Below are 25,335 nucleotides of genomic sequence, written 5' to 3' on the forward strand. Positions count from 1 at the left end.
GTACTTAAGTATTTATTTCTTATCGAGCCGTCTTTAACTATCGGGTTTAAATCGTTGAGGTGTTATGAGTTTTCGCCATCAGTATGTTATCGGTGACTTACAAGGTTGCTATGCTGCGTATCTACAATTGCTAAAAACACTGGATTTTGATCCTACCCAAGACAAGTTATGGTTTGCTGGTGATCTGGTAGCACGCGGCGAGGACTCATTGAACACACTGCGTCATGTCAAAGCGTTGTGTGAGCAAGGCGCTGCGGCAACGGTATTGGGCAATCATGATCTTAATTTGATAGCAGTCTGGCGCGGTGCAGCCAAGCTTAAAAATAAAGACAAAACCGCACCTATCTTTGCTGCGGATGACTGTGATGATTTGCTTGAATGGTTACGCAGGCAGCCAATATTGGCTTATCCTGATGAGCATACTGTATTGGTACATGCGGGTATTCCACCGCACTGGAGTATTGAAGCAGCTGCAGGGTATGCACAGCAATTAGAAGCTCAGCTGCAAAGTAATTTAGCGCAGCTCGACCAATTGCTGCCAAATCTATATAGCAAAGAAGCGGATGAATGGCATGCAGGTATCGAAGGATTTACTAAGATGCGGGCGATCGCTAATTACTTTACGCGTATGCGCTTGTGTAAGCAGGATGGGTCGCTTGAGTTTAGCTTTTCAGCAGGCTTAGATGAGGCTATGCCAACCGATTTTTTGCCTTGGTTTGAGTGGAAAGTACCGCGCACTCGTAAGATACTATTCGGTCATTGGGCTGCGCTAAAAGGCGAGATTGATTTGCCACATGCGCGCGCACTCGATGGTGGCTGCGTGTGGGGTAATTATCTATTGGCTTATCGATTGGGTGACGGCAAGGTTTTTACTTCAAGCGCACAGTGCCCGAGTCCATAAAGAGGGTTATAAGCGTCTTAATATATAAGGCTAAATAAACAGTCTGTTATAAGTAGTTCCATTATACCAGTCTGTTTTAAGTAGTCTGTTAATAGACTTAAAGGGTGAAATAACTGGTTTCGTTGGGGTATACTCAAAAAATAAATCCTTTAAACGATAAATCATCTATTAACAGTCTGGCTGTTCAAAAACTTGATTTTAAATCCATAGGCCTAGTTGTATGGCGTTTTGCCATATATTTGCCCAGTAAGGGTAAGCAAAACATTGGTAATTGAAAAGCACCCAGTAACGGTAGAAACACCGCACCCATAAAGGGTACAGTTATGGTGTAAGAAAGTAATACATTGCGTCCGCCACATACCAGCGCCGCGACAATAGCATTCTCATAGCCAAAACGCCGATATATTATATAAGCGGTAAAATAAAACACCAATGCCAATACCGAACTTAGCACTAGTAATAACAACGCTTGCCAGGGATTATGGTCAAACGTAGTACGAAATCCTGCCATCAGTCCCAGTGGAAACAACATCAGCAGTAAAATATTAAACTGCCCAATTTTGGGATAATAACGTGACAAAATAGCAGGTGGAACAAACCGACGCACTCCCACAGCTAGCACCATTGGCATGAAAATATAAACTAACAAGCGTTTGACATAAAGACCAACGTCTAAATTCGAACTTTCATCGCCTAATAGCCATAATACGCCTAATAATGTACAGGGCATAACGAGCGTAGCAGCGATAGTTTTTGCCGTCGCCAGTTGTGCATCAAATCCCACCGCATTGACCAACGCACCACTACCGAATAATGGGGCAGTGGCACCAAGACCTGCAATCGCCAATAGCCAATCGCCACGTACACCGAGTGCATAAGCAATTACTATTAAAGCTAGACTCATGCCCCCGCTTTGTAACAAGGCAAAAACCCATACATAGCTTGTCGCTATACGCTTTAAAAGTGCATATTGGTCAATGCCTAGTAAAGTAAAAAACATCAAGAAGAACAATATTTGGGGTAAATATACCAATACTGCATTGGATAAGTTTGGAAAAACAAAGCCCATAATTGCACAAACTGGCATAATTAATGTGCTATGGCGCGCAATAAAACTAAGCAGCATGGCCTTTCCTAATAAAAAATGTTTTTTTGATACATATGCTGAACCACGCTGGGATTGTTTGATATCCAACAATCTTAGAGAGTATTAAAATTCCGAGGTGTCTCATATACCTACCACATTGATGCCTGTATAGCGCATCGATCACAGATAGAATATGTATGGTAAGTACACCACGAAGTACACTGTGACTGTTTTAGCGAGTTAAAACGTTGATACCATTAGCCGACAGCTTAATATTCAAGTCCTCACTAGGGTACCGAACCAGTGAAAGCACCTGATTGGTTCGCTGTAGGTACATCTTAATATGATAATACCTTTAAAGTATTTAGTTTAGCTGGTTCATATCCTTGTCTATCAGAGTAGAGTGGTCAATTTTAAATATTGGATACACATCAATAATAGTAAGTCTTTTAGCGTATAAATCCTGATAATTCAGATATTCTATAATGATCTGATTTTCATATATCATGACCCTCATCGCTCCTTCTTCATATATCTTAAATATTAATGCTTCATCTTGATATATATAAGCAGATATTGAGTTCTGAATATCACTGATAGAAAAAACCATTTTTTTATTTTGTGTATCAATGAATGTGGATTCTAGCAAACCATCATTATCTATATGACTCTCGCATCCAAACATCTCCATAAAATCTACATCTTTAGGATAAAAGAACGACATTTTCTTTCCTATGATCAAAGTCTGTGGTCAATTAATTTAGTACAATTTAGGATGATAGACAAAAGAATGCTAATTATATAGCCAATGCTTCGCTACCTTTATAGCGCATCGAACATACTCTGATAACAGACGTTATGACAAATAATTTTAGTAACAACAGTCGATCGAGCATAAAGCCACCGCAACTACCTATTTAACTAGGCAGCTTTGGTGGTTTTTTAGGTTTTGGTAGAGGTGTTTTTGCATCACCAGTTTGCTTGTCATCAGAGTCAGTGTAGTGTGGCTCATCACTAACAACATCGCTATCAATCGCACTTATCGTTTTGGTGGCCTTATCGTATTGGATATCATCGGTATAAGGAACGCTGTTTAGTTCGTCATCGATTAAACCATCGTCCAAATCCATTACCTTTTCAGGAGAGTTATACGGCTGCGTATGCTCATCTGTCGGCTGCTTTTCATAGTTGATATCTGTATTGGTCTGAGAATATTGAGCATCAGCATGTTTAGATTCAGGCAGTATCCTGACATCAGACAGACGCCTTACCACATAATTACTTGGTATAGATTTGCCATTTTTTTGTGCGGAAGTGTCATCAAATATCATGTGACCCTGACTGTCGATACGCGCATATTTCATTGGCTTATCACGTGGCCAGAAAAAGTCAGACGGATGGCTAATAATATGGCCAAATACCAGTTTTGTGAGGCGACTCCATTCAAAAAAGCGAACTTCTTTAGAACGTAGGGCGACAAACAGTGCCAACGAAAAGCTAACGATCAAGTTGACCAGACCAATAAGGGCCACGCCAAGTATAGAAATTAGGATGAGGCTCCAGCTGATGTCATCAGCAGATATATTGAATAGTCCGTGTGCCAAGTTTGCTGAAGCAAAGGCAATGTGACGAATATCAATTGGTAAGCCGAAGATATAGCCGATAGTCGCGGTACTACCTAAGAACACCCCAAATAAGAAGTTACCCATGATAGCGCCCAAGTTGGCCTCTATAAAGCCGCCTAAACGCTGAAGCCATGAACTAGGCAATATGTATTTTAATAATTTGTGACGTTGTATGCGTGCGCCTACGTTGTTATAAACTGCCAAGTTATCGTAGTAGCCGGCAATCAAACCAGATAAGAATAGGTAAACCCCAGCAATGGCAGCATGGGGTAGTGCTAATGAGTGAAAGGGGTCGAGATCATGTAACAGGTGTCCTGCTTTTTCGGTATCGATCATTGGCGCGCCAGTATATTGCAACCAAGCAAAAGAGATAATCAAGGCGACGGGTACGGCTAACATGACGTTACCCATGATAGCAATAAACTGGGTGCGCAAGATATCGACGACCAATTCTGATAGCTTAGTTAACTGATGTGATTTTTTACCAGAGCCTTCAGATATGGTAGAAGCGATTGCAGCCGCGGTCATGGCTGGCTGCTTAGTCGCGACTGTGCCGCGAATAACATGAATAAATACGAAACCCAAACCATAAATCATACTGTTGATGAACGCGCGACCCATGGGTGCGAGCGCTAAGTGATACGCCAGTATTTTTATGGTTGCCATAAATGCAATGACAAAACCACCAATAGAGGCTTTTTTGAGCATCTTTTGATAGCCAGCTTTGTCGGTACTAATATAATGCTCACCGACGCGGCTGGCATTTTCTGTGACTTTACGAGAGAGTAGTTTGGTATTGTTATCAATCAAATAACCAATGCTATAGCGCTGGTTGGCTGTAGTGATGAGCGCCTGTATCAGTTCGATAACAGCACGATCTCGCTTTTGATTATCGTCTGTGACCAGCTCAGTCAAAATCCGCATACGCTGCAAGCTTTGATCTAGACGCAGCATCATATTAGTCAAACGAATAGAAATACCGGTCTTATAAATTCGCTTGCGTACGGTAGCGACGATATCTTCGCACTGTTCCAGCATAACCAACAATGGCGCGGGGTCGACTGCTTGCTCAGGCGTGATATCTGTCAAGGTATCAAGCTCATGTGCTTGACGATATTGATTGACGAAGAGTACGGCTTCTTGATTTTGTGCAACAAAAGACGCGGAATAGTTCAGTATTTGCGGATACGACTCCATCAAATCAGGATGCAAGCCGATACCGCTGATGCGATAAGACAAAATGATAATGGCGTTTAGAATACTGTTTTTTGCAGTAGCGACTAGATTTAAGTGTTTCTCTTCTACGCGAACCAGCTCAACCAGTTTGTCCCATTTTTCCTTTTCAATATTGGCCAGCCAGCGTTCATCAGAGCGTTTATTAAATAAGTAGCCCACCAGTTCAACGACAGAGTCATCTTGTGGCAATAATGGTAAAAACCGATGGCCAATCAACCGGCGTAAGCTATTGAAGAAACCTTGATCGGACATAATACCAGTATCGGTATACAGCGCAATTTGTCGATATTGAATAATCAGTTTTAGCACAAAACTAGACAGCCCATCTCCATATTCTGGATGCTGATGTATGATATCAATAAGGGATTGAATTTTTTCGTTGGCCAATGCAGGTTCTTTATCACTGACTCGTAGCTCATCAATCAAGCGTTTAAGTACCGCAGGGTCTGGCACGTCGCTCAAGGCGGTAATCTGTTGTAAAATGCGTTTTAATTCTGACACGTCGCACCCTTTATCATGGTTGTTTCAATCGTTTTTATTATTTAAGTCGGTATAAGTGGTTGAGTAATGTTTACCAATCGTTCAATTGTAGTCGAGCGACATCTTGTCTTGCGTTATTTTAATCGGAACTGCCTATTGATATTGAATTATTTTGTTAGCAGTTATTTTGACAAAAAAAAGGACAGTAACACGACTGTCCTTTTAATCAAGATATTTTAGGTTAGCTTTGCCATGAGCTTAGCTTGCAGGAACGTCGAAATAAGCAAGATCAAAGTTCATCATTGGGTCGCTACCAGCTTTGACCATTTGTGCATGAGCATCGATACGCGGTAAGACACGACCGACGAAATAATCAGCAAGCTTGGCTTTATTGGTATAAAACTCGCCTTCTTTGCCATTAGCGGCTTCTACCATCAATGCAAACATGTACGAGTAGGCAAGGTAGCCAAACGCATGCATGTAGTCAACCGCACAGCCATTGATTTCATTTTTGCGTTCGCCGATGTTGTTAAGCACAGTGGTGGTTAGCTCTTCAATGGTATCTGCTGCATTTAACGTAGCTTGTTTGATAGCGTGGTCTGCTTGCATGTTGTTAACAAAGTCACGAATCTCGCCCAAGAAGTGAGTGACGTACTTGCCGTTGTTACGAGCAACTTTACGACCTAACAAGTCAAGCGCTTGAATACCGTTGGTGCCTTCATAAATCTGCGCAATACGGGTATCACGAACGATCTGCTCCATACCCCATTCGCGGATATAGCCATGACCACCAAATACTTGCTGACAATCAACAGTGGCTTCTAGTGCTTTATCAGTCAGGAACGCTTTAGCAACTGGTGTTAATAGGGCAACACGAGCCGCAGCTGCTTTGGCCGACTCAGGATCGGTACTAAACTTCTCTTCATCAAGGTTTTTGGCAACATACATCGCAAAACAGCGTGACGCTTCAGTGTTTACTTTGGCATTCAATAGCATACGACGGACGTCAGCATGATGGATAATAGCATCAGCAGGTTTTTCTGGGCTTTGTAGCTGTGTATCGCTACGGCCTTGACCGCGGTCATTGGCATATAACGCTGCATTTTGATAGGCAAGCTCAGAACCACCAAGGCCTTGCAAGCCCATAGTGACACGCTCGTAGTTCATCATGATGAACATTGATGATAGACCAGTGTTTTCCGCGCCAACCATCCAACCTTTAGCATTATCAAAGTTCATGACACAAGTCGCAGAGGCTTTGATACCCATTTTATGTTCGATAGAGCCTACCGCTAATGTGTTGCGCTCGCCTAAGCTACCATCTGCATTGACCAAGAATTTTGGTACGACAAATAGTGAAATGCCTTTTGAGCCTTCTGGTGCATTTGGTGTTTTTGCCAATACCAAATGAATGATGTTGTCAGTAAGGTCATGCTCACCACCAGTGATAAAGATTTTGGTGCCAGAGATATCATAGCTACCGTCATCATTAGGCACGGCTTTGGTTTTGATAATACCCAAGTCAGTACCAGCATGCGGCTCTGTCAAGCACATAGTGCCAGCCCATTCGCCATTGTACATTTTTTCTAGATAAGTTTGCTTTTGCTCTTCAGAGCCAGCTGCATTTAAGCAAAGCGTCGCACCGACTGTTAGGTTTGGATATAGGGCAAATGATTGGTTGGCAGTGAAAACCATCTCTTCGGTGAGCATGGTAACCATTTTAGGGAAGCCCTGACCGCCGTATTCAGCATTACCGCTTAAGCCAACCCAGCCTGATTCAGCATATTGCTTGTAGGCTTCTTTGAATCCTGTCGGAGTCGTGACGACGCCATCACCTTCGAAAGTTGCGCCTTCTTCATCACCGCTACGGTTAATAGGAAGTAGAATGTTTTTTGACAGTTTTCCCATTTCTTCTAAAATCATATCGACAGTTTCCATGTCAACATGAGCCAAGTTTTCGTTGTTTTGCCAAAACTCTGGCGCCTTAAATACATCATTTAAGATAAAGCGCATGTCATTAAGAGGGGCATTATAAACAGCCATAAACATTCCTTTGGTTCAAATAATTAAAATTGAAGTTGTTAAGATTATCAACTGTTTTCTTGGTATAACCTTAGCGATTAATAATCAAAGTTTAACAAATAAGCTTGTGAGCGAGTGTATTTCTTCGTGAATTGTGCGTACACCAAAAGTTAGCAACGGCTATTGAAGTGCTTATAGACACCTTGCTGATAACTATAATGTGAGAAGGTAGGCGGGTCGGTACTTATAGACAGTTGCTATAGTCAAAACTATGTTGATAGTTGTCATAAGCACGCGCAAAATAAAGCGGCAACACACCGAAGTATATTGCCGCTCAAGATTATACGATAGCGAAGTTTAGCGCTTTAATTAAAAGGCAAACTGATCAACGTCCATGCTCATGTATGGCTCTACACCAGTGCTGATACGCTGTACGTGCGTAGTCGTACGTGGCAATAGCTTAGCAAAGTAGAACTGAGCCGTTTTAACTTTAGCGTCATAGAATGCTTTTTCGCCAGTACCGTTTGCGATAGCAGTCTGAGCAACCAGTGCCATACGTGCCCATAAGTAGGCTAGGGTGACATAACCACTGAAATACATATAGTCTACTGCAGCGCCGCCGACAGCGTCTGGCGTTTCAGTTGCTTGCATGCCGATGCGTGCAGTTAAATCGCCCCATTCTTTAAGATGCTTGGCAAGTGGGCGAATGAACTGACCCATCTCGTCATTTTCTTTGTTTTCTTCACAGAATTCTTTGATAACGTTTACAAAGTTAGCAAGTAGCTTACCTTGTGAACCCAAGACTTTACGGCCTAACAAGTCAAGTGCTTGAATCTCTGTGGTACCTTCGTATAAGCAAGAGATGCGCGTATCACGTACGTTCTGCTCCATACCCCATTCGCTAACGAAACCATGACCACCATAAACCTGAATACCATGGTTAGCAGCTTCTAAACCTGTTTCAGTCAAGAACGCTTTAGCAATTGGTGTCAGTAGTGATAACATTTGGTCAGCAAACTTCAACTCTTCGCCTTCGCCTTTTGCAACGGTATCTGCAAAGTGTGAGAGATAATAAACTAGCGCACGACCACCTTCAGCAAAGGCTTTTTCAGTCAACAACATGTTACGAACTGCTGGATGTACAATGATAGGATCAGCGGCTTTTTCTGGTGCTTTCGTACCTGATAGTGAACGCATCGCTAAGCGGTCTTTTGCATAAGTCAATGAACCTTGAAACGCATACTCTGCTGCAGTCAAACCTTGCACAGCAGTACCGATACGGGCCACGTTCATAAAGGTGAACATGCACTGTAGGCCGCGGTTTTCAGGTCCAATCAAGTAACCCGTTGCACCATCGAAGTTCATGACACAAGTTGCAGAGGCCTTGATACCCATTTTGTGTTCGATAGAGCCACAAACGACATTGTTGCTTTCGCCAATGCTACCATCTGCGTTTACCGTCATTTTAGGAACGATAAATAGTGAGATACCTTTGGTGCCAGCAGGTGCGCCTGGTAGACGAGCCAATACAATATGGATAATGTTGCTAGTTAGGTCATGCTCACCGGCAGAGATGAAAATCTTTTGACCCGTGATGCTATAGCTACCATCTTCTTTAGGCTCAGCTTTGGTACGGATAATACCCAAGTCAGAACCAGCATGCGCTTCTGTAAGACACATGGTGCCTGACCATTCGCCCGTGACCATTTTTTCTAAATAGGTTTGTTTTTGCTCGTCAGTACCATGATGCTCGATGGTTTGAATAGCACCATGTGATAGGCCAGGGTACATAGAGAATGACCAGTTAGCCGTACCAACCATTTCATTGATGACAGTAGATAATGAGAACGGCATGTTTTGACCGCCAAAATCTTCTTCAGCAGATAAAGCAGGGAAGCCAAGCTCACAATACGCGTCATAAGCTTCTTTAAAGCCTTTTGGCGTGGTGACCTTACCATTATCAAACTTACAGCCTTCAGCATCACCGCTTTGGTTCAATGGTGACAGTTCGTTTTCAGCAAAGCTTGCAGCCATTTCAAATAGGCTGTCCATTAGCTCGCGGTCAGCTTCTTGGAACGCAGGCAAAGTTTTGTAGTGGCTTTCACTATCGAGTAGTTCATGCATAACGAATTGGATATCACGTAAGGGCGCTTTGTATTGCATAACTTCCTGTCCTTTTTGGAATGTAACCGATCATAGCTAATAATGAGCATATGGTCGCACTATCCTCTAGTGCGTTATTCTTACCTAGCCAATCTGAAAATCTAAATAAAGGATAAACAGTCAAGCAGGTCAACCATGCTATCGATTACATAAAATAGTGTTGAAAAGAGTGGTGATTGTCAGAGTCAATGAGAGATTAAATGTGCTCTAACAAATTCACTATAAAAGATAGGCTTTCATAGGTGATTATACAAGTTTGGTGACAGGACTGATAAGTCATGAACCTATCTTGCATCGGTTATGCAATCGACGTTAGGCGCTAGGAAATAGCATCATTAAGCATATGAAAACTCTAACGTTACTAAGACAGATAGTCCTCTATATGACCAGTATTAACATGAAAAAACGACAGTCAAAAAAATAGCGTTCGCCAGAAAGACAAACGCATTAGTATAAATTACAACATTCTTTGGTAGAACCGAGCATGTAAGTTATTTCACAGATATAAGCGTGATAAACATTAAATATGCTCGTATGTTAGGAGTCTGAACATAGTAGCTTATGGTTAATAAGTTATAGCGAATAGCTTAGCATTTACTCAGAAGCGTTTTGTTGAATCAGCATCGCAGTGGCAACATCAGCAGCCACGGGTTTGCTAAACCAATAGCCCTGACCAATTTTGCAACCCATATCTAACAACACATCGCGCTGCTGCTCAGTTTCAATACCTTCAGCAACGACCTGCATGTCTAAAGCGACTGCTAAGTCTAAAATGGCTTTTACAATCGCGTGCTGGGTACGATCGGTTTCAATATTGGAGATAAAGCTCTTATCAATCTTGATAAAATCAAATGGATATTCTTGCAAGTAGCTCAATGACGCATAACCAGTACCGAAATCATCGAGCGCTAGACGTACGCCAAGCTCTCTAAGCGAGTTAAGCTGTTTTTTTACATTATCATGACGCTGAATCAAAGACGACTCGGTCACTTCGATATGCAACTGATCAGCAGCAACGTCATTCTCGGTCAGTAGTGTACTCACCATATCAAAGAAGTCAGGGTGGCTAAACTCAGCAGCATCAGCGTTGATACAGACGTGTTGATGAAACCCTTGCTGTTGCCAAACGGCTAATTGTTTGACGATTTTAATGGCCAGTTGCGAAAACAAATCAAAGGAGAGCTTGTGCGCGATAATGGCATTGATAAAATGAACGGGCTTGAGTAATCCGCGAGTAGGGTGTTGCCAACGTACCAATGCTTCAAAACCTGTGATAGCTCCAGTCTCTAATGAGAACTTTGGCTGATAATAAGGAACAAATTGACCTTCAATGGTAGCAGTCCTAAGCTCAGACTCTAACTCTAAACTGCCAGCGGTAGCGCTTTCAATGGCCTCATCGTACCAACGTATATCATCGCCTCCATGCTGCTTGACATAGTCCAATGCTTTTTCTGCTTTGGTCAATAAACCCGTTACTTCGTTATCGTCTTTTGGAAAACGGCTCACACCCACAGAAATATGGTAATAGATATTTGCATCTGTCGCATGGCTCTTGTCAGTAGAGAAGGGACGCTCACACATTTGCATGAGTGTGTCTAGCTGATGACGTACCATATTGGCATCTTTAACTTCAAATAATAGCGCAAAATCATCACCCCCAAAGTGAGAAAAGGAGCGTAAATTATGCAGTTTGAGCTTTTCGACTCCTTCTGCAAAGTTTTTTATTAAATCATTGGCACCATCAGGCCCTAATAGGCTGGCAAGATTGCGATAACGGTCAATGTTTAAGCGTACAAGGACAACCTCTTGGTAACTATCCAATAGCATGTCACTTGTCTGACTCAAAAATACCTTGCGGTTAGGGAGACCTGTGAGCTGATCATAGTTGAGTAAATGGGCGACCTGTTTTTGATCTTTAATAACTGCAGACATATCACGCAGCATACCAATATGATAAGCCATTTGATCTATATAAATTCTGCGATAAGTAATATGACAGTCAATATTCTGTCCATAACGGTTGGCCATCGAAAAATCAAGTTCATAAAAACCATGTTCGTTTAAGTTTTTCTTGATATCTTTTAGAATTACTTGCTCTGCTTCTGATAAAAATTCAGCAGCATATATACCAAGTGGACGACCGATTAAAAACTCTTCTTTGTAGCCAATCAAAAGCTCATAGCTAGGATTGACAGATAAATAACGTAGATTTTCGTCTAGTATAAATATGGCATCTTCAATTCTCTCACACAGTTCGGTCATTAACCGTTGCTTAATCGATGCTGGGATAGTGTCAAAATCGCTCATAATAATGGCTCACAAAATAATGGCTTATAAAATAATGGCTTATAAAAATAAATATGGTGATTCAACTTCTCAACATTGAGCTAAGATCACTTTTAAGTCTACAAAATGTAAAACAAAAGTTCTACTTTTAAATTTATTAATGATAATGACTATTATTATTGGTTATCGTTTCCAGCTATACAAGGCGGATATAGTAGACAAAGCAACCACTGGTGCGGTCTCAGTGCGTAACACTCTTGTACCAATTTGCCACGGTATAAAGCCAACATTATTTGCTTGTTTACACTCATCACTACTTAAACCTCCTTCAGGTCCAATCAGTAGTTTAATATAAGGAGTTTGTTTTTTAAGCACATCAGGTAGAGCACTAGGCATGGCAGGTTGTCCTGCTGCTGGTACGCTCATCTGCATACATAGATCTGGAGCGTTTGCTAATACTTGATAGTAAGAATCATGACTAAGCACAGAAACGATAGAACTGACAGCCATTTGCGTCTTTGTAACGTCAGTAGCCATAGCCTCAGTAGTCTTAGCATCAGTAGTCTTAGCATCAGTAGTCTTAGCATCAGAATTGGTATTGCTTAGCCATTCGTTGATTGATTGTGGCGCAAGAATAAGAGGTGGGCGATTAAGGCCGCATTGTTCACAAGCAGCGATGGCCACTTGTTGCCAGTGCGCCAGTTTCTTTTCAACTTGAGCAGGTTTTAATGTGACTTCGCCATGGTGGCTGCTGAGCAACTGAATGGCAGTCACTCCAAGCTCAGTTGCTTTTTGGATAGCATAGTCCATACGCTCACCGCGGCTCATTACCAAACCAATCTGAGTGATAGTAGGCGGCGTACGATCGTCGTCTATATGTGTAAGCAAAGTAGCAGTGGCATTTTTTTTACTGATTGCCTGTAGCTCTACTATATATTCGCCACCAAATCCATCGAACAAAATCCCTTGATCACCAATGTTGGCTCGTAATACACGGCACCAGTGATGAACTACACTATCGGGTAATTCGACATTGCTACCTAGTGGCAACTCACCCAATTTAGGTAGTGCTGAGGCATCAGCATTGTCGTTGTTAATGGCATAAAAAAAACGTCGCACGTGGTCTTATTCCTATTATTTGATTGAGTATAGTTATTATTAGATCTATAGAATATCACTTGAGACAATTAATGACATTTGTTTTATGAGAATTTTTCTTAATAAAGAAAATTATTTTTAGAGCAGCATTATTACACAGTGAAGAAATTTTTAAAAATCAAATAAGATAAAGTGTATGAATAAAACGGTAAAGGATTATTGGTCAAAATTTTGACAATAAAAAACTGGCGCTCCTAGAAGCGCCAGTTATTAATAATGTATTCAGGAATGATGAAGGGATATTTTAGAATGCTTACAAGTTTAAGCGGTCAATCCCAAAGCTTCTACTAAGCGTTTGTTTGGCTCAACTTTGTTCATGCTATAAAAATGCATAGCGGGTACGCCCTCGGCAATCAAGCGTTCACACAAGCGATAAACCACATCAAAGCCAAACTCACGAATAGCCTTACGATCATCACCAAAATCCGTCAACTGTTTGCGTACATAGCGCGGAATATCAGCGCCACAGCTATCAGCAAAACGCAAGAGATTGCTCGAATTGGTAATTGGCATGATACCAGCGACCAAAGGCTGAGCTACTGTATCAATACCGCGTTTCTCTAACTTATCACGCAAGTACAAATAGCTGTCAGCGTTGTAAAAAAACTGGGTAATCGACGCATTGGCACCAGCTTGGTATTTATTTACCAGATTATCGATATCAAACTCAAAGCTACGCGCTTGTGGGTGCATTTCAGGGTAGGAGGCCACTTCGATATGGAAGTGATCACCCGAATATTCACGAATGTACTTTACCAAATCTACCGCAAATGGTAGCTCACCCATGCCCACCTGACCTGATGGCAAGTCGCCGCGTAGCGCTACTAAGCGTCTAATACCTAAAGTCTTATAATACTCGAGCAATTCAGCGATTTCACTTTTGTCATCACCAATACAAGACATATGCGGCGCGATTTCAGTGGTACCACGCGTACTTAGTGCCTGTACGATATCTAAAGTACGGCTACGGGTTGAACCGCCCGCACCATAAGTTACCGAAAAATAAGCTGGTGACAACTTATTAAGCTCATCATAAGTGCTGAGAAGCTTTTCGTGACCTTGCTCGGTCTTTGCAGGAAAGAACTCAAAGGAGAAAGCAGGCTTACTCACAGGCTAGCTCCTTTTAGTATTTATAAGCGTCAGGCTTGAACGGACCTTCGACAGGCACACCCAAATACTCAGCTTGTTTTTGGGTCAGCTTGGTTAGCGTACCGTTAAAGCCTGCAACCATCGCAGCGGCTACTTCTTCGTCTAACTTTTTAGGCAATACTTTTACGTATAGGTTGTCAGTACGTTGGTCAGCTGGCAAGTCAGCGAATTTTTCTTCGAACAGATACATTTGAGCCAATACTTGGTTGGCAAATGAGCCGTCCATCACGCGTGATGGGTGACCAGTTGCGTTACCTAGGTTTACTAGGCGACCTTCAGCAAGCAAGATTAGATAATCGTTTTCATCGTCTGAGCGGAAGATTTGATGCACTTGTGGCTTGATCTCAACCCAGCGCCAGTTATCACGCATAAACTGAGTGTCGATTTCGGTGTCAAAGTGACCAATGTTACATACCACAGCACCAGGCTTAAGGGCTGCTAGCATATGTCTATCACAAACATGGTAGTTACCAGTAGTCGTGACGATCATGTCAGTGTCTTCAAGCAAGCGCTTGTTGATGCTGGCTGCGCCGCCCGTGTTGTCACCGTCGATGTATGGTGATAATACTTCAAAGCCGTCCATACATGCCTGCATCGCACAGATAGGGTCAACTTCTGAAACACGTACGATCATGCCTTCTTGGCGTAAGCTTTGTGTAGAGCCTTTGCCTACATCACCATAACCGATAACTAAAGCGCGGCGACCAGCAAGGAACATATCGGTAGCGCGTTTGATAGCATCGTTTAAGCTATGACGGCAACCGTATTTGTTATCGTTTTTAGACTTGGTAACTGCATCGTTGACGTTGATGGCTGGTACTTTAAGCGTACCTTTACCAAGCATCTCAACCAAGCGATGAACGCCAGTGGTGGTCTCTTCTGAAATACCGTGGATGTTATCAAGAAGCTCTGCATAATCATTGTGAATCAAAGCAGTCAAATCACCGCCATCATCCAAGATTAAGTTAGCATCCCACAGTTGGCCTGATGCTTCGCCGTCAACATGTACTTGCTGACGTAGGCACCATTCATACTCTTCTTCTGTTTCGCCTTTCCAAGCATAGACAGAGATACCAGCAGCAGCAATCGCAGCAGCAGCATGGTCTTGGGTTGAGAAGATATTACATGATGTCCAGCGTACTTCAGCACCAAGCGCGACTAGTGTCTCGATAAGTACGGCTGTCTGAATGGTCATGTGGATACAGCCAGCGATTTTCGCGCCTTTAAGCGGCTGGTCTGCTTCGTAGCGACGACGCAAACCCATTAGGGCAGGCATTTCGGCTTCAGCAAGGGTAATTTCACGGCGGCCGTAATCAGCAAGGCTGATGTCAGCGACTTTGTAGTCAGTGAAAGAGGGATCGATCGTATGGGCAGATGGTGTAGTAGACACTGCGTCCATAATATGCTCCTATCAGTGGTTAACGAATGATAAAAAGAATAAAAACGCAGGTGCCGTTGTTTGCGCTGTGAGCGACCAAAAATATGGACTCTCGACAGTTAACCGAGCCTAACATAACCTGTGATTGCATAACTATAGAATGTTAATGCAGTAAATCACTATTATGGCGCAACACCTCTCGGAGGTCGTTATTGTAATAGATGAGTGGTTAATTGTCACCTATTGACTGAGATAAATAGCTGACGGCTTATGCAGATAAAACTTTAAACAGGAATCTATAGCCATAAAAAAGGCCACCTTTAGATGACCTTTTTTATTTTAGTTCAGATGGTTTTAATCAGACTAAGTTAAACTTAGTACCAGTTGTAGGTTAGAGAGGTAAAGTAGTTAATACCGTCAGTATTATAGCCAATATCTGTTATATAATCTTCGTTAGTGATGTTGTTTAGACGTGCAGTCATAGACAAATTATCAGTAAGTTTGTAGTTACCACTGATGTTCAGCAATCCATAGTTGTCTACAAATTGAGAGTCAGTATTGGTAATTCTGCTGTAATAGTCCCCTACATACTGATATTCAGCGCGTATATCTAAACTTGGCAGACGGTATCCGACATATACCAAGCCCTTGTGTTCAGGACGGTAGGGAAGAGAGTTGCCATCATCACTTCCGCCACTACTGTCTTCTGCCTTCTGGTAATCATAGCTGCCGCCAAACAGATAGTCGTTCATTTCCCAGTCAGAAGTTAATGAGATACCTTTGATTTTAGCTTCATTGATATTTTGACTAGCTCCTGCATAAGGATTGCTAGGCGTAGGGCTTGCGACGTAACTGATTAAATTTTCAACATCATTATAATAGCCAGTGAGACGTGTAGACTGTAGCAGAGTGTTGTATTCAGCAAAAGCTTCGTAGTTGTCGCTAGTTTCAGGCTTTAGATCGGGGTTACCACTATATACAGGGCTTAAATCATTAAAAACAGGTGCGCGGAAGCCTTTAGCATAGCTCGCACCAACGCGGAAATCAGGACTAAGATGCATTGCACCGCCCAAATTATAGGTGGTTTCATCACCATAGCGTGAGTCATCATCGTAGCGTAGGTTGGCTTGTGCATCAAAGCGGTCATTGGCGATGACATAGCCAGCAAAGGCACTTTTGACATTACGGTCATCAATACTGTAAGCCGTGCTGTCTAAGTCTTGAGTGAGGTATTCGAGACCATAAACACCTTCACCAGCTAGCAGCTTGTTTTTACCAACTAAGCTAATCTGGTCTTGAGTACCATCGAATACATTTGGATACTTAGAATAAGACTCGCTTTTATCAATAGAGTGACCATATTGGAGCTTAACAGAGGCATCAGGCATATATTGCCAGTCGACATAAGCTTGTGCTGCGCCGTTTTCTTGATCAGCATGAGCGTCTTCAAAAGTACCATCGTCATATTCAGTAGTGGATTTACTATACAAGATGCTAGCACCTGTCAGTAACGTGTCGCTAAAACGCTGATTGACTGCTAAGCTTACACTGTCGCTCTCAAAACCATCATCGTCTTTATTATAAGGGTCATTTTGATTACTGGGATCTGGACGGGTCGCATTGATACCATCTGTTTCGTTGTGACTGGCTGAAAGGCTTAATGTAGTACCATTAGTATTGGCAAGTTGTGCGCTTGCACCGTATACATAATGATCGTTTGAGCCGATACCTGCGGTAACTGACATACTGCTTCGATCTATATTGCCGCCTTTAGTGAATACTTGAATGACACCGCCCATCGCATCCGCACCGTAGATGCTAGAACCTGATGCTCCATAGAGAACTTCAATTCGATCAATTTGATCAGCAGGTAGCAAGTTTAACGCGGCGCCTCCAGCGCTGACTGAGCTATAACGTATACCATCAATCAATACGAGGACTTGTTTGCTATCGTAGCCGCGCATATAAAAGTTTGAAGAAGCGCCAAGACCACCGTTTTGTTTAAAAGCAATGCCTGGCTGACGTTTGAGTACGTCCAAAACGGTTTGACCTTGATAACGTTGTAACTCTTCTTTATCGATTACTCGTGTTTGCGCAATTACATTACTTGTCTTAGTAGGTGTGCGAGTGGCTGTCACGACAATTTCATCAAGCTCAACTTGTGGCAAACTGCTATCGTTGATGGAAATATTTTCAGAGGTAGCTGCCATTGCAGTATTTACTGCAAGTAAACTAAGAACGCTCAAAATACTTAAACGAAGATAGGTACGTGAAGATGCACGTGATACAGACATAGTCGATTCCAAAGTAATCAAGTTAAAAATGCAGAAATGAGAGGTAACTATTATGACGTAAAAGGGGTCAAAAGTTACAAAAAACAGTATATAAGCAAAACTGCGCTCATTATCTACAAATTAACCTGCTTTATAAACTACTTTAACCTAATGTTTATTCAGGGTAGGCTGAATGGTATTCATGTTAGTTTGCTAAATGATTTATTAAAAATTACTTTACTTAGATATTCTATGGGAATTTATACCACTGTATAAGAGAAGCCTATCCTTAGAAACACCTACTATTAGAAGCCTACATAGAGTAAGAAACCAAATACCAATACAGTTAGCTACAAAATTGCGTAATCAAAAGTACTGCTGTTATAAATAATTGTTACTATAGTATGGACGCCACCTGTCATTTATCATGCCATTTTTAAACTAAGAGGTTTGTTTTGTCTATCAAGCATAATCTGACTCCCAGTCCTTCGCCTAATTTATTCTCTGCTATTACTAAGATGCCATTTATAGTCGCAATGCTATTACTGACTATGCTGTTGAGTATTGCCTTGCCAAATAATGCTTATGCTGTCGAGGCTGGTGCGCTTGGAGTGGGTAATGACAGTAGTGGAGAGACAGTAAGTACGCCATTGCCTGATTCTTTTGGCCGAGATACGCCGCGTCATACGGTACAAGGGTTTATCAGTGCGCTGGGTGAAAATGATTATTTGCTGGCAAGTAATTATCTCAACTTATCAAAGTCCGATAACCCAACGACCGTTGTGCGACAGTTTAAACAGGCACTAGATGCAGGTGGGCGTTTTCAGCCGGATCTACAGATTAGTAACTCACCTGAGGGTAATCTAACTGACCAACTGCCACCTAGCCAAGAAAATGTCGGTGTGATTAATATCGGGGAGCGAAGTGTTCCGCTATTGCTAGAAAGGGTGGTCTCAAAACAGAATGAGCAATATTGGCAATTCTCTAGCGATACGCTGACCTCAGTACCAGAAGTGATAGAAAATACTGAGCCGACCTTGGTCTCGCGCTATACGGTTGACTCTTTAGATGGCAAAAAGCTTTTTGGCTATCAACTAGCTGATTTGGTCGCCGCGCTCACCATGATTGTGACTAGCTTTGTACTTACTTATGTCGCGGTATGGTTGCTATACCACTTATTAAGGATTGTTTATCCGTATTTGCGTGGTACGCCATTGCCGTTACCTAACAAAGTAATATTGCCACTCTCTGTGGTCATTATGGCATTGATACTATCAGAAGTGATGGTTTATGCAGGCGTATCGGTGACACTACGTGAGCCAGTCAATCGCTTTACGGATATCGCTTCTTGGCTGGCGCTGACTTGGCTACTATTGCGAGTGATCGATGCGATATTTACCCGAGCGGTAAATCTAAGCTACAAGAAAAACTATACTGAGCGTGTCTCAATTTTGGGACTGCTGCGTAAGGTCGTCAAAGCGCTATTACTGATATTTGCAGTGATTGTTATTTTTGGCAATTTGGGTTTTGATTTGACCACTGGTATTGCCGCACTGGGTGTGGGTGGTTTGGCGTTAGCTCTTGGTGCGCAAAAGACAATTGAAAACTTAGTTGGTAGTGTCGTCGTCGTCGCAGATTCACCTGTGCGTATCGGTGACTATTGTAAGTTTGGTACTTACGAAGGCACAGTTATCGACATTGGTATTCGCTCATCGCGTGTACGGACCTTGTCGCGGACGATTGTTACGGTACCAAATGGTGACTTTTCATCGATGCAGATCGAAAACTTTACCTCTCGCGATATGTTTCGTTTTTTCCACTACTTATATATTAAGCGTACCGCTGATCTTGACGTAATATTCAAAATGGTTAATGACTTGGATGAATTTATAAAAGAGCATGATTTGACCAATCAAGAATGGAATCAGGTCAATATTTTGGAGCTGCGCCAAGATTGCTATGTTATTCAGTTGCAAGCTTATGTGAATGCTATTGGTATCATTGAGTTCTATGACAAACAAAACGCTTTGTTTGTCGATATATTAAAGAAAGTCGCGAAATATAAAGTAGAACATGCATTGCCGACTCAGCAGTTGATTGTTAATCAAGCTGAACTTGAACATCATGTGGGAAGTAGTACTGATGAATCAGCAGAAGGAGATGAATCAGACAACAGTAGTAACTCTGCTAATAATGAAGTGTCTGATAACAAGGAAGTAAACACAAGCGTATACAGGAAAGATTACAACGACGATGGCGTTGATATTCGTAAAGATAGTGACAAGGCTAAAAATGATGTTGCAAGTCACCACAAATTCTCTATGGCGACCGTCAGCAGAAGTGGTGCGCTTAAGGCACTAAAGCATAAAAGTCATATGCTAAGAAAAAGTAAGTTTAAGCACACTAAAAACAAATCTGGCTTTTCTATATGGAACCAGCCTTAAAAGAGACTTTTTGCTCACGAATGGTAGTGAATAACACTAGCTATGTTTTTTGCTCTATTAGTTATAAAGGTACTGCGGTTTTATCACGTAATGAGCCGTAGTACGACCAAAGCAATAGGCTGGCAGCACTGCGATGAGGTGACCAGTGCTGAGTTAGATCTTTAAGCTGCTTGGGTGTTGGGCGCTCTGCTAAGCCTAACAACTCCATGGCTGCAACTTTAATGGCCAAATCATCGACAGCGAGTATGTCTGTACGTTTTAGCGAAAATAATAAATACATCTCAGCTGTCCAACGTCCAATCCCTGTCACGGCTGTCAAGGTTGTTATGACTTCTTCATTTGGCAAAGTTTCTAATGCTGAAAAGTCTATATCATGATCCACTAAAGAGCGTACATAACGAGTTTTTTGCTTAGACAATCCTTGCGTCTTCAAAGTATCGTCTGTCGCTTCACGTATTGCTTGCGGGGTGATCAATTCTGCATCAACCAACCGTTTCCAAATGCTGGCAGCGGCGGCAACTGATAACTGCTGACCAACCATCGCTCTCATCAACTGCTCAAACCCACCTGCATTACGCCTAAGATTAGGTGTGCCAACCTGTTTATGCACAGGAGCAAACCTTGGTTCAGTGGCAATTAGTGCAGCAATTTGCTGTTCTAGCTCGTTGGTATTTTCAATAATCTGTATGCTCATAGTGTTTTCGCTTTGCTAAGTAGAAGGTGCTCAAGTCTATATATTAATAAAAAGTGAGAAGCTCACATTAAATGGAATGTACATTAAAGAGAGTATTCATTAAAGGAAACATTGTTGCAGTCCATGTCTAGTCCATAAGTGATTGATAAAAAAAGGACTGCGAATAAGCAGTCCTTTTTATATAGTACCGTATCACTAACAATAGACCTATTCGCCATCTGCTTTAGGTTTTTTAAGTAGTACTAGTACAGCACCGTTACCACCATCTTTTGGTGGAGCAGAGCAAAAAGCTAATACTTCTGGCAATTGACGTAACCAGCCGTTAATACAAGTTTTTAGAATCGCTTCGCTACCTTTACCATGGACGATTTTTACCATAGTCTCGTTTTTCTGCTTGGCTTGGCTCAACAGTTGAGTCATCGCTTCACGTGCTTCTTCTATCGTACAGCCATGGATATCTACCGCATCATACCAACGTAGCTTGCCTTTTTTGAGCTGATCAAAGATTTTATTTTGCAGTGTAGGCTGCTTATAAGACAAATAAGCTTCAGCAGCTACTGGGTTTAGTAGTGCTTGCATATCTGACAAGCCTGCGCCTAGATCACTGGCTTCACTACCTTGAGCCGCCGCACGTTTTGATAGTGTCGCTGCATCAGGTTTGCCTGCTCTAGTTGCGCTGGCAGGTGAGCGGACATTTTTGTCTTCTAGCTGATTGACACCGTGCATGGCTTGCATAAATAGAACTTTATCGTCATCGATATGTTCACTATCTAGCTGCTTAACTGTCTTTTTTACTTGCTTTTGAGTCGGTAGCGACACCGGCTCAGTTGGCTTTTGGTTCTCACCTTCAGGTGAATTAGTATCACGGCCTTTGCTCAGCTGGCCTTTGAGTTCTTTAAGCTGGTCTTGCATTTCTTTTGAAAACAGAGAGTTTGACATAAAAGTTAACGTATCGTTGATTGATGAATGGTTGATTGAACTATGTATATAGCGCAGACATTGTTCAAGCTATCGAGCATTTATTGAAACATAAATTATTGAGTTACTTTACCCGTCTGCTGCGACGCCCGCAAGTAAGGATTGTAACGCTTGCCCTGGATGATCAGTTTTCATAAATTGCTCACCGATTAGAAAGTGCTGAATCTCATTATTTAACATGAGACGAATATCATCACTGCTATGAATACCACTTTCGGTCACGATAAGTGGTTTTTGCTCAGTGCTATTAGCATCAGCAGCGAGTGCGTCGTTTAAAATATTCTTAAGATCAAGCGTGGTTTGCAGGTCAACATCGAAGGTATTTAAATCACGGTTATTGATACCGTAGATATTGTGTACTGAACGTGGCAACTGTAGCGCACGCTCAAGCTCAGATTTGGTATGCACTTCTATCAATACGTCCATACCAAGCTCAATACTGAGCGCATGTAGCTCTCGTACTTGGGCATCATCTAGGCAAGCCATAATGAGTAGGATGCAGTCAGCGCCCATTAGGTAAGATTGATAGATTTGATAGACATCAATCATAAAGTCTTTACGTAATATCGGTAAGCTTGAGGTATTAGCCGCCTGAACAAGATAGATGTCATCGCCCTGAAAGTAATCACGATCGGTCAATACAGACAGACAACTAGCGCCCGCTTGCTCATACTGCTGCGCAAATAGAGCAGGGGTAAAGTTATGATTGATAATGCCTTTAGACGGTGAGGCTTTTTTAATCTCAGCAATGATACCGATACCATTTCCTTTAGTGCCAGCAGCACGTAATGCCGCGGCAAAACCTCGACGCGGTTTATCATCAGCTGCGACCTGTGCTTTCAAGTCCTCTAAAGACAATGCTTCGCGAGCGGCTTTTACTTCTTCTACTTTGGTGGCGACAATGCGCTGTAGCACTGACGGTATGTCTGAATGGGTTGTGGTCATACTGGTATCCGAATATCGTTAAATGTAAATACAGTCAGAGAGCTATTAATAACTACTAAATGGCTACGGCGTTTCCCTTCCTAGATGTACGATTTGTACAATCTGTGGTCGGCTGCCTTGTATCCGTTTTAGATTTTTTTGACTATAGACAGTAGATGAGTGCTTATAAGTTAACCTTGAGCGACTAGCTGCTGGGTATAGTTGGCCAAAGACTCAAGTTTGAGTAAAGCATCGCCATTTTGAATAATTTTTTGTGCTCGGCTAACACCGTTAGGGTAGTTGCTGGCAAGTCCTGCAGTATATATCGCGGCACCTGCATTTAGCGCAATCATGTCACGTGCTTTAAGTACGGCACGGTCATGAGTGTCGGCTCCAGATAGCGCAGCACGAATCAACTCAAGGCTTTGTGCTGGAGAGTCGACATCGAGGCCAATAAGAGTTTGTGACTCGATACCCGCATCTTCTGGCATCATGTCATAGACTGATATCTCGCCATCTTTTAGCTCAGCGACTGTGGTCGAAGTCGCAAGACTGATTTCATCAAGACCATCTTTTGCGCCTACTACCATGACATGACGTGCGCCTAAGTTTTTCATCACCTTAGCAATCGGCTCACATAACTGCGCGGTAAACACACCGATGACTAAGTTTGGCGTGCCAGCAGGGTTGGTCAATGGGCCCAAAATATTAAAGATGGTACGTGCTTTTAATTCACGGCGTACAGGGTTGGCATAACGCATGGCGCTGTGATGATTGGGTGCAAATAAAAACCCGATACCTTGGTTTTCGATACAGTCTTTCGCCTGCTTTGGCGTGAGCGCAAGACTGATACCTGCTTGCTCAAGTAAGTCTGAACTACCAGATTTGGTCGAGACGCCGCGATTGCCGTGCTTAGCAACTTGTGCACCAGCTGCCGCAACAACCAATGCCGATGCAGTTGAGACATTGAACAAATTAGCACCATCGCCGCCAGTACCAACGATATCTACCAAGTAATCGCAGTTCTTTGGTTCAATGTTGGCGGCTAGTGCACGCATGGCGCTGGCTGATGCAGTAATCTCGTCAATGGATTCGCCCTTCATGCGCAGCCCCGTCAAGATAGCGCCCATCATAGCGTCGCTGCATCTACCTTGCATGATAATCAGCATCACTTGATACATCTCATCAAAGGTTAAATCGATGTGTTGAAATATTCTACCCAAAGCTGTGGTTAGCAATTGATGTGTTTGCTCGTCAGACAATTCTGCAATACTCTCTGGCGTGTGCGTTTCTTCTATTTTTTTCGTACTCATTATGGTCTCGCTTACTATTATTTTTTATATGAATCTGTGTGAAATGTGGCATAGGCTTATGAAAGCAGTATTTTTGCCAAGGTGCTTTTAGTCAAATCTAGCCAACTTGTGGTAGCTCATCGAATGTCAGGGTAGCCAAGCCATGAGTCTGTAAAAAGTTATTGAGCAATTGGTAACCTGCTTCGCTCAATATCGACTCAGGATGAAACTGAACACCTTCTACAGCAAACGCCTTATGGCGAATACCCATGATTTCTTCAATACTACCATCAGCATTCTGTGTCCATGCGGTGAGTTCAAGGCAGTCTGGTAGGCTTGTCTTATCAATGACGAGTGAATGATAGCGCGTAACCTGTGACGGGTTGGGTAATCTAGCAAACACACCTTGCTCGTTGTGATAGATAGCGGATAAGCGGCCATGCATGACTTCGCCAGCTTTGACCACTTGACCGCCAAAGGCTTGACCGATAGCTTGATGACCCAAGCAAATACCCAGTATAGGAATAATTCCTTTAAATGTCTCAATGGCTTGCAGCGAAATACCCGCACGGTCAGGATCGCATGGACCTGGGCCAATCACAATGACATCAGGTGCGAGGGTTTTAATCTGCTCAATGCTGACCTGATCATTACGCCAGACAGTGATGTCCTGCTTTAGCTCGCCGAAGTACTGTACGATATTGTACGTAAAGCTATCGTAATTATCGATCATCAAAATCATTAAGTCTTCAACTTATCAGTTTTATTATATTTTTAACATGAAATTTGTTCTCACTGTTATCGAGTCACTTGATTGCCGAACACAAGCAGCTCTGACTATAACAGAGGAGGTTATTGCGCGCGGTTATCTTACCACTATTTTGTTTTCTATCAAATGTAGGGTACGGGCTATCTAAGTAAGCACCAAGCAAAAACATATTTTTTATTATTTTGTCGACAATGAGAATAGTTTGAGCAGGGATAATGTTATTAATTCAGCTATTAACGGCGCACTAACAAATAGCATTATAACGATAAATATATTTTAATTTGCACCAATTTAGTGCTTTTGGTTCTCAACTGGTGCTCTAATTAAGTGCTATTCTAAAACTGAACTAGATGAGAATTAATTAATATATAACGATTTTAATCGTATAAATCACTGTAAATATTGATAATTAAATCTATCTATAACTATATCTGTTATCAGAGTGGCAATACATTGGCATAGCCTTTGCATTATTG

Annotated in this window: 17 protein-coding genes; 2 read left to right on the top strand and 15 right to left on the bottom strand. The window is 42.2% G+C overall.

Annotated features, from left to right (window positions below; genetic code table 11):
- The first annotated feature begins 64 nt into the window (after positions 1-64).
- Positions 65-901 carry a symmetrical bis(5'-nucleosyl)-tetraphosphatase gene (locus CXF62_RS03880; RefSeq protein WP_102092991.1) on the top strand — a complete coding sequence of 279 codons (837 nt, stop codon included), beginning with the start codon at positions 65-67 and terminating at the stop codon, positions 899-901.
- 184 nt (positions 902-1,085) lie between these two features.
- Here the strand turns inward: CXF62_RS03880 and CXF62_RS03885 are convergent, their stop codons facing one another.
- The 10 genes from CXF62_RS03885 to CXF62_RS03930 form a co-directional block, all read right to left on the bottom strand.
- Positions 1,086-2,024: a lantibiotic ABC transporter permease gene (locus CXF62_RS03885; RefSeq protein WP_102093031.1), complete on the bottom strand. Its 939-nt coding sequence runs from the start codon at positions 2,022-2,024 to the stop codon at positions 1,086-1,088.
- A gap of 328 nt (positions 2,025-2,352) precedes the next feature.
- The gene (locus tag CXF62_RS03890; RefSeq protein ID WP_102092992.1) at positions 2,353-2,712 is read right to left on the bottom strand and encodes a hypothetical protein; all 360 of its coding nucleotides are present in this window, start codon (positions 2,710-2,712) and stop codon (positions 2,353-2,355) included.
- 193 nt (positions 2,713-2,905) lie between these two features.
- Entirely contained in the window at positions 2,906-5,350 is a 2,445-nt protein-coding gene (locus CXF62_RS03895) for a site-specific recombinase (RefSeq protein ID WP_102092993.1), read from the bottom strand.
- Between the two features lie 237 nt (positions 5,351-5,587).
- A complete protein-coding gene (locus CXF62_RS03900) occupies positions 5,588-7,372 on the bottom strand; it encodes an acyl-CoA dehydrogenase C-terminal domain-containing protein (RefSeq protein WP_102092994.1) in 1,785 nt (594 codons plus the stop codon).
- A gap of 348 nt (positions 7,373-7,720) precedes the next feature.
- A complete protein-coding gene (locus tag CXF62_RS03905) occupies positions 7,721-9,514 on the bottom strand; it encodes an acyl-CoA dehydrogenase C-terminal domain-containing protein (RefSeq protein WP_102092995.1) in 1,794 nt (597 codons plus the stop codon).
- Between the two features lie 594 nt (positions 9,515-10,108).
- Positions 10,109-11,821 carry a putative bifunctional diguanylate cyclase/phosphodiesterase gene (locus CXF62_RS03910; protein WP_102092996.1) on the bottom strand — a complete coding sequence of 571 codons (1,713 nt, stop codon included), beginning with the start codon at positions 11,819-11,821 and terminating at the stop codon, positions 10,109-10,111.
- Positions 11,822-11,983: 162 nt separating this feature from the next.
- Positions 11,984-12,919 carry a 16S rRNA (uracil(1498)-N(3))-methyltransferase gene (locus tag CXF62_RS03915; protein ID WP_102092997.1) on the bottom strand — a complete coding sequence of 312 codons (936 nt, stop codon included), beginning with the start codon at positions 12,917-12,919 and terminating at the stop codon, positions 11,984-11,986.
- 300 nt (positions 12,920-13,219) lie between these two features.
- Positions 13,220-14,068, bottom strand: coding sequence for a methylenetetrahydrofolate reductase [NAD(P)H] (gene metF, locus CXF62_RS03920; protein WP_102092998.1), 849 nt, complete (start codon positions 14,066-14,068; stop codon positions 13,220-13,222).
- A 13-nt stretch (positions 14,069-14,081) separates the two neighbouring features.
- Positions 14,082-15,506, bottom strand: coding sequence for an adenosylhomocysteinase (gene ahcY, locus CXF62_RS03925; RefSeq protein ID WP_102092999.1), 1,425 nt, complete (start codon positions 15,504-15,506; stop codon positions 14,082-14,084).
- Between the two features lie 353 nt (positions 15,507-15,859).
- Positions 15,860-17,779 (bottom strand): TonB-dependent receptor plug domain-containing protein, encoded by a 1,920-nt coding sequence (locus tag CXF62_RS03930; protein ID WP_102093000.1) that lies wholly within the window; start codon positions 17,777-17,779, stop codon positions 15,860-15,862.
- 497 nt (positions 17,780-18,276) lie between these two features.
- Between CXF62_RS03930 and CXF62_RS03935 the strand changes: the two genes are divergently transcribed.
- Positions 18,277-20,202, top strand: coding sequence for a mechanosensitive ion channel family protein (locus CXF62_RS03935; protein ID WP_371547192.1), 1,926 nt, complete (start codon positions 18,277-18,279; stop codon positions 20,200-20,202).
- A gap of 61 nt (positions 20,203-20,263) precedes the next feature.
- Here CXF62_RS03935 and CXF62_RS03940 read toward each other — a convergent pair whose 3' ends face one another.
- The 5 genes from CXF62_RS03940 to CXF62_RS03960 all read right to left on the bottom strand — a co-directional run bounded on the left by CXF62_RS03940 (position 20,264) and on the right by CXF62_RS03960 (position 24,832).
- Entirely contained in the window at positions 20,264-20,896 is a 633-nt protein-coding gene (locus tag CXF62_RS03940; protein ID WP_102093002.1) for a DNA-3-methyladenine glycosylase family protein, read from the bottom strand.
- A gap of 207 nt (positions 20,897-21,103) precedes the next feature.
- Entirely contained in the window at positions 21,104-21,835 is a 732-nt protein-coding gene (locus CXF62_RS03945; protein ID WP_102093003.1) for a Smr/MutS family protein, read from the bottom strand.
- Positions 21,836-21,943: 108 nt separating this feature from the next.
- Positions 21,944-22,819 carry an indole-3-glycerol phosphate synthase TrpC gene (gene trpC, locus CXF62_RS03950; protein WP_102093004.1) on the bottom strand — a complete coding sequence of 292 codons (876 nt, stop codon included), beginning with the start codon at positions 22,817-22,819 and terminating at the stop codon, positions 21,944-21,946.
- Positions 22,820-22,989: 170 nt separating this feature from the next.
- Positions 22,990-24,111 carry an anthranilate phosphoribosyltransferase gene (gene trpD, locus CXF62_RS03955; RefSeq protein ID WP_102093005.1) on the bottom strand — a complete coding sequence of 374 codons (1,122 nt, stop codon included), beginning with the start codon at positions 24,109-24,111 and terminating at the stop codon, positions 22,990-22,992.
- A gap of 97 nt (positions 24,112-24,208) precedes the next feature.
- Positions 24,209-24,832 carry an anthranilate synthase component II gene (locus CXF62_RS03960; RefSeq protein WP_102093006.1) on the bottom strand — a complete coding sequence of 208 codons (624 nt, stop codon included), beginning with the start codon at positions 24,830-24,832 and terminating at the stop codon, positions 24,209-24,211.
- Positions 24,833-25,335 lie beyond the last annotated feature (503 nt).

This window comes from Psychrobacter sp. MES7-P7E (assembly GCF_002863645.1).
GTDB lineage: Bacteria > Pseudomonadota > Gammaproteobacteria > Pseudomonadales > Moraxellaceae > Psychrobacter.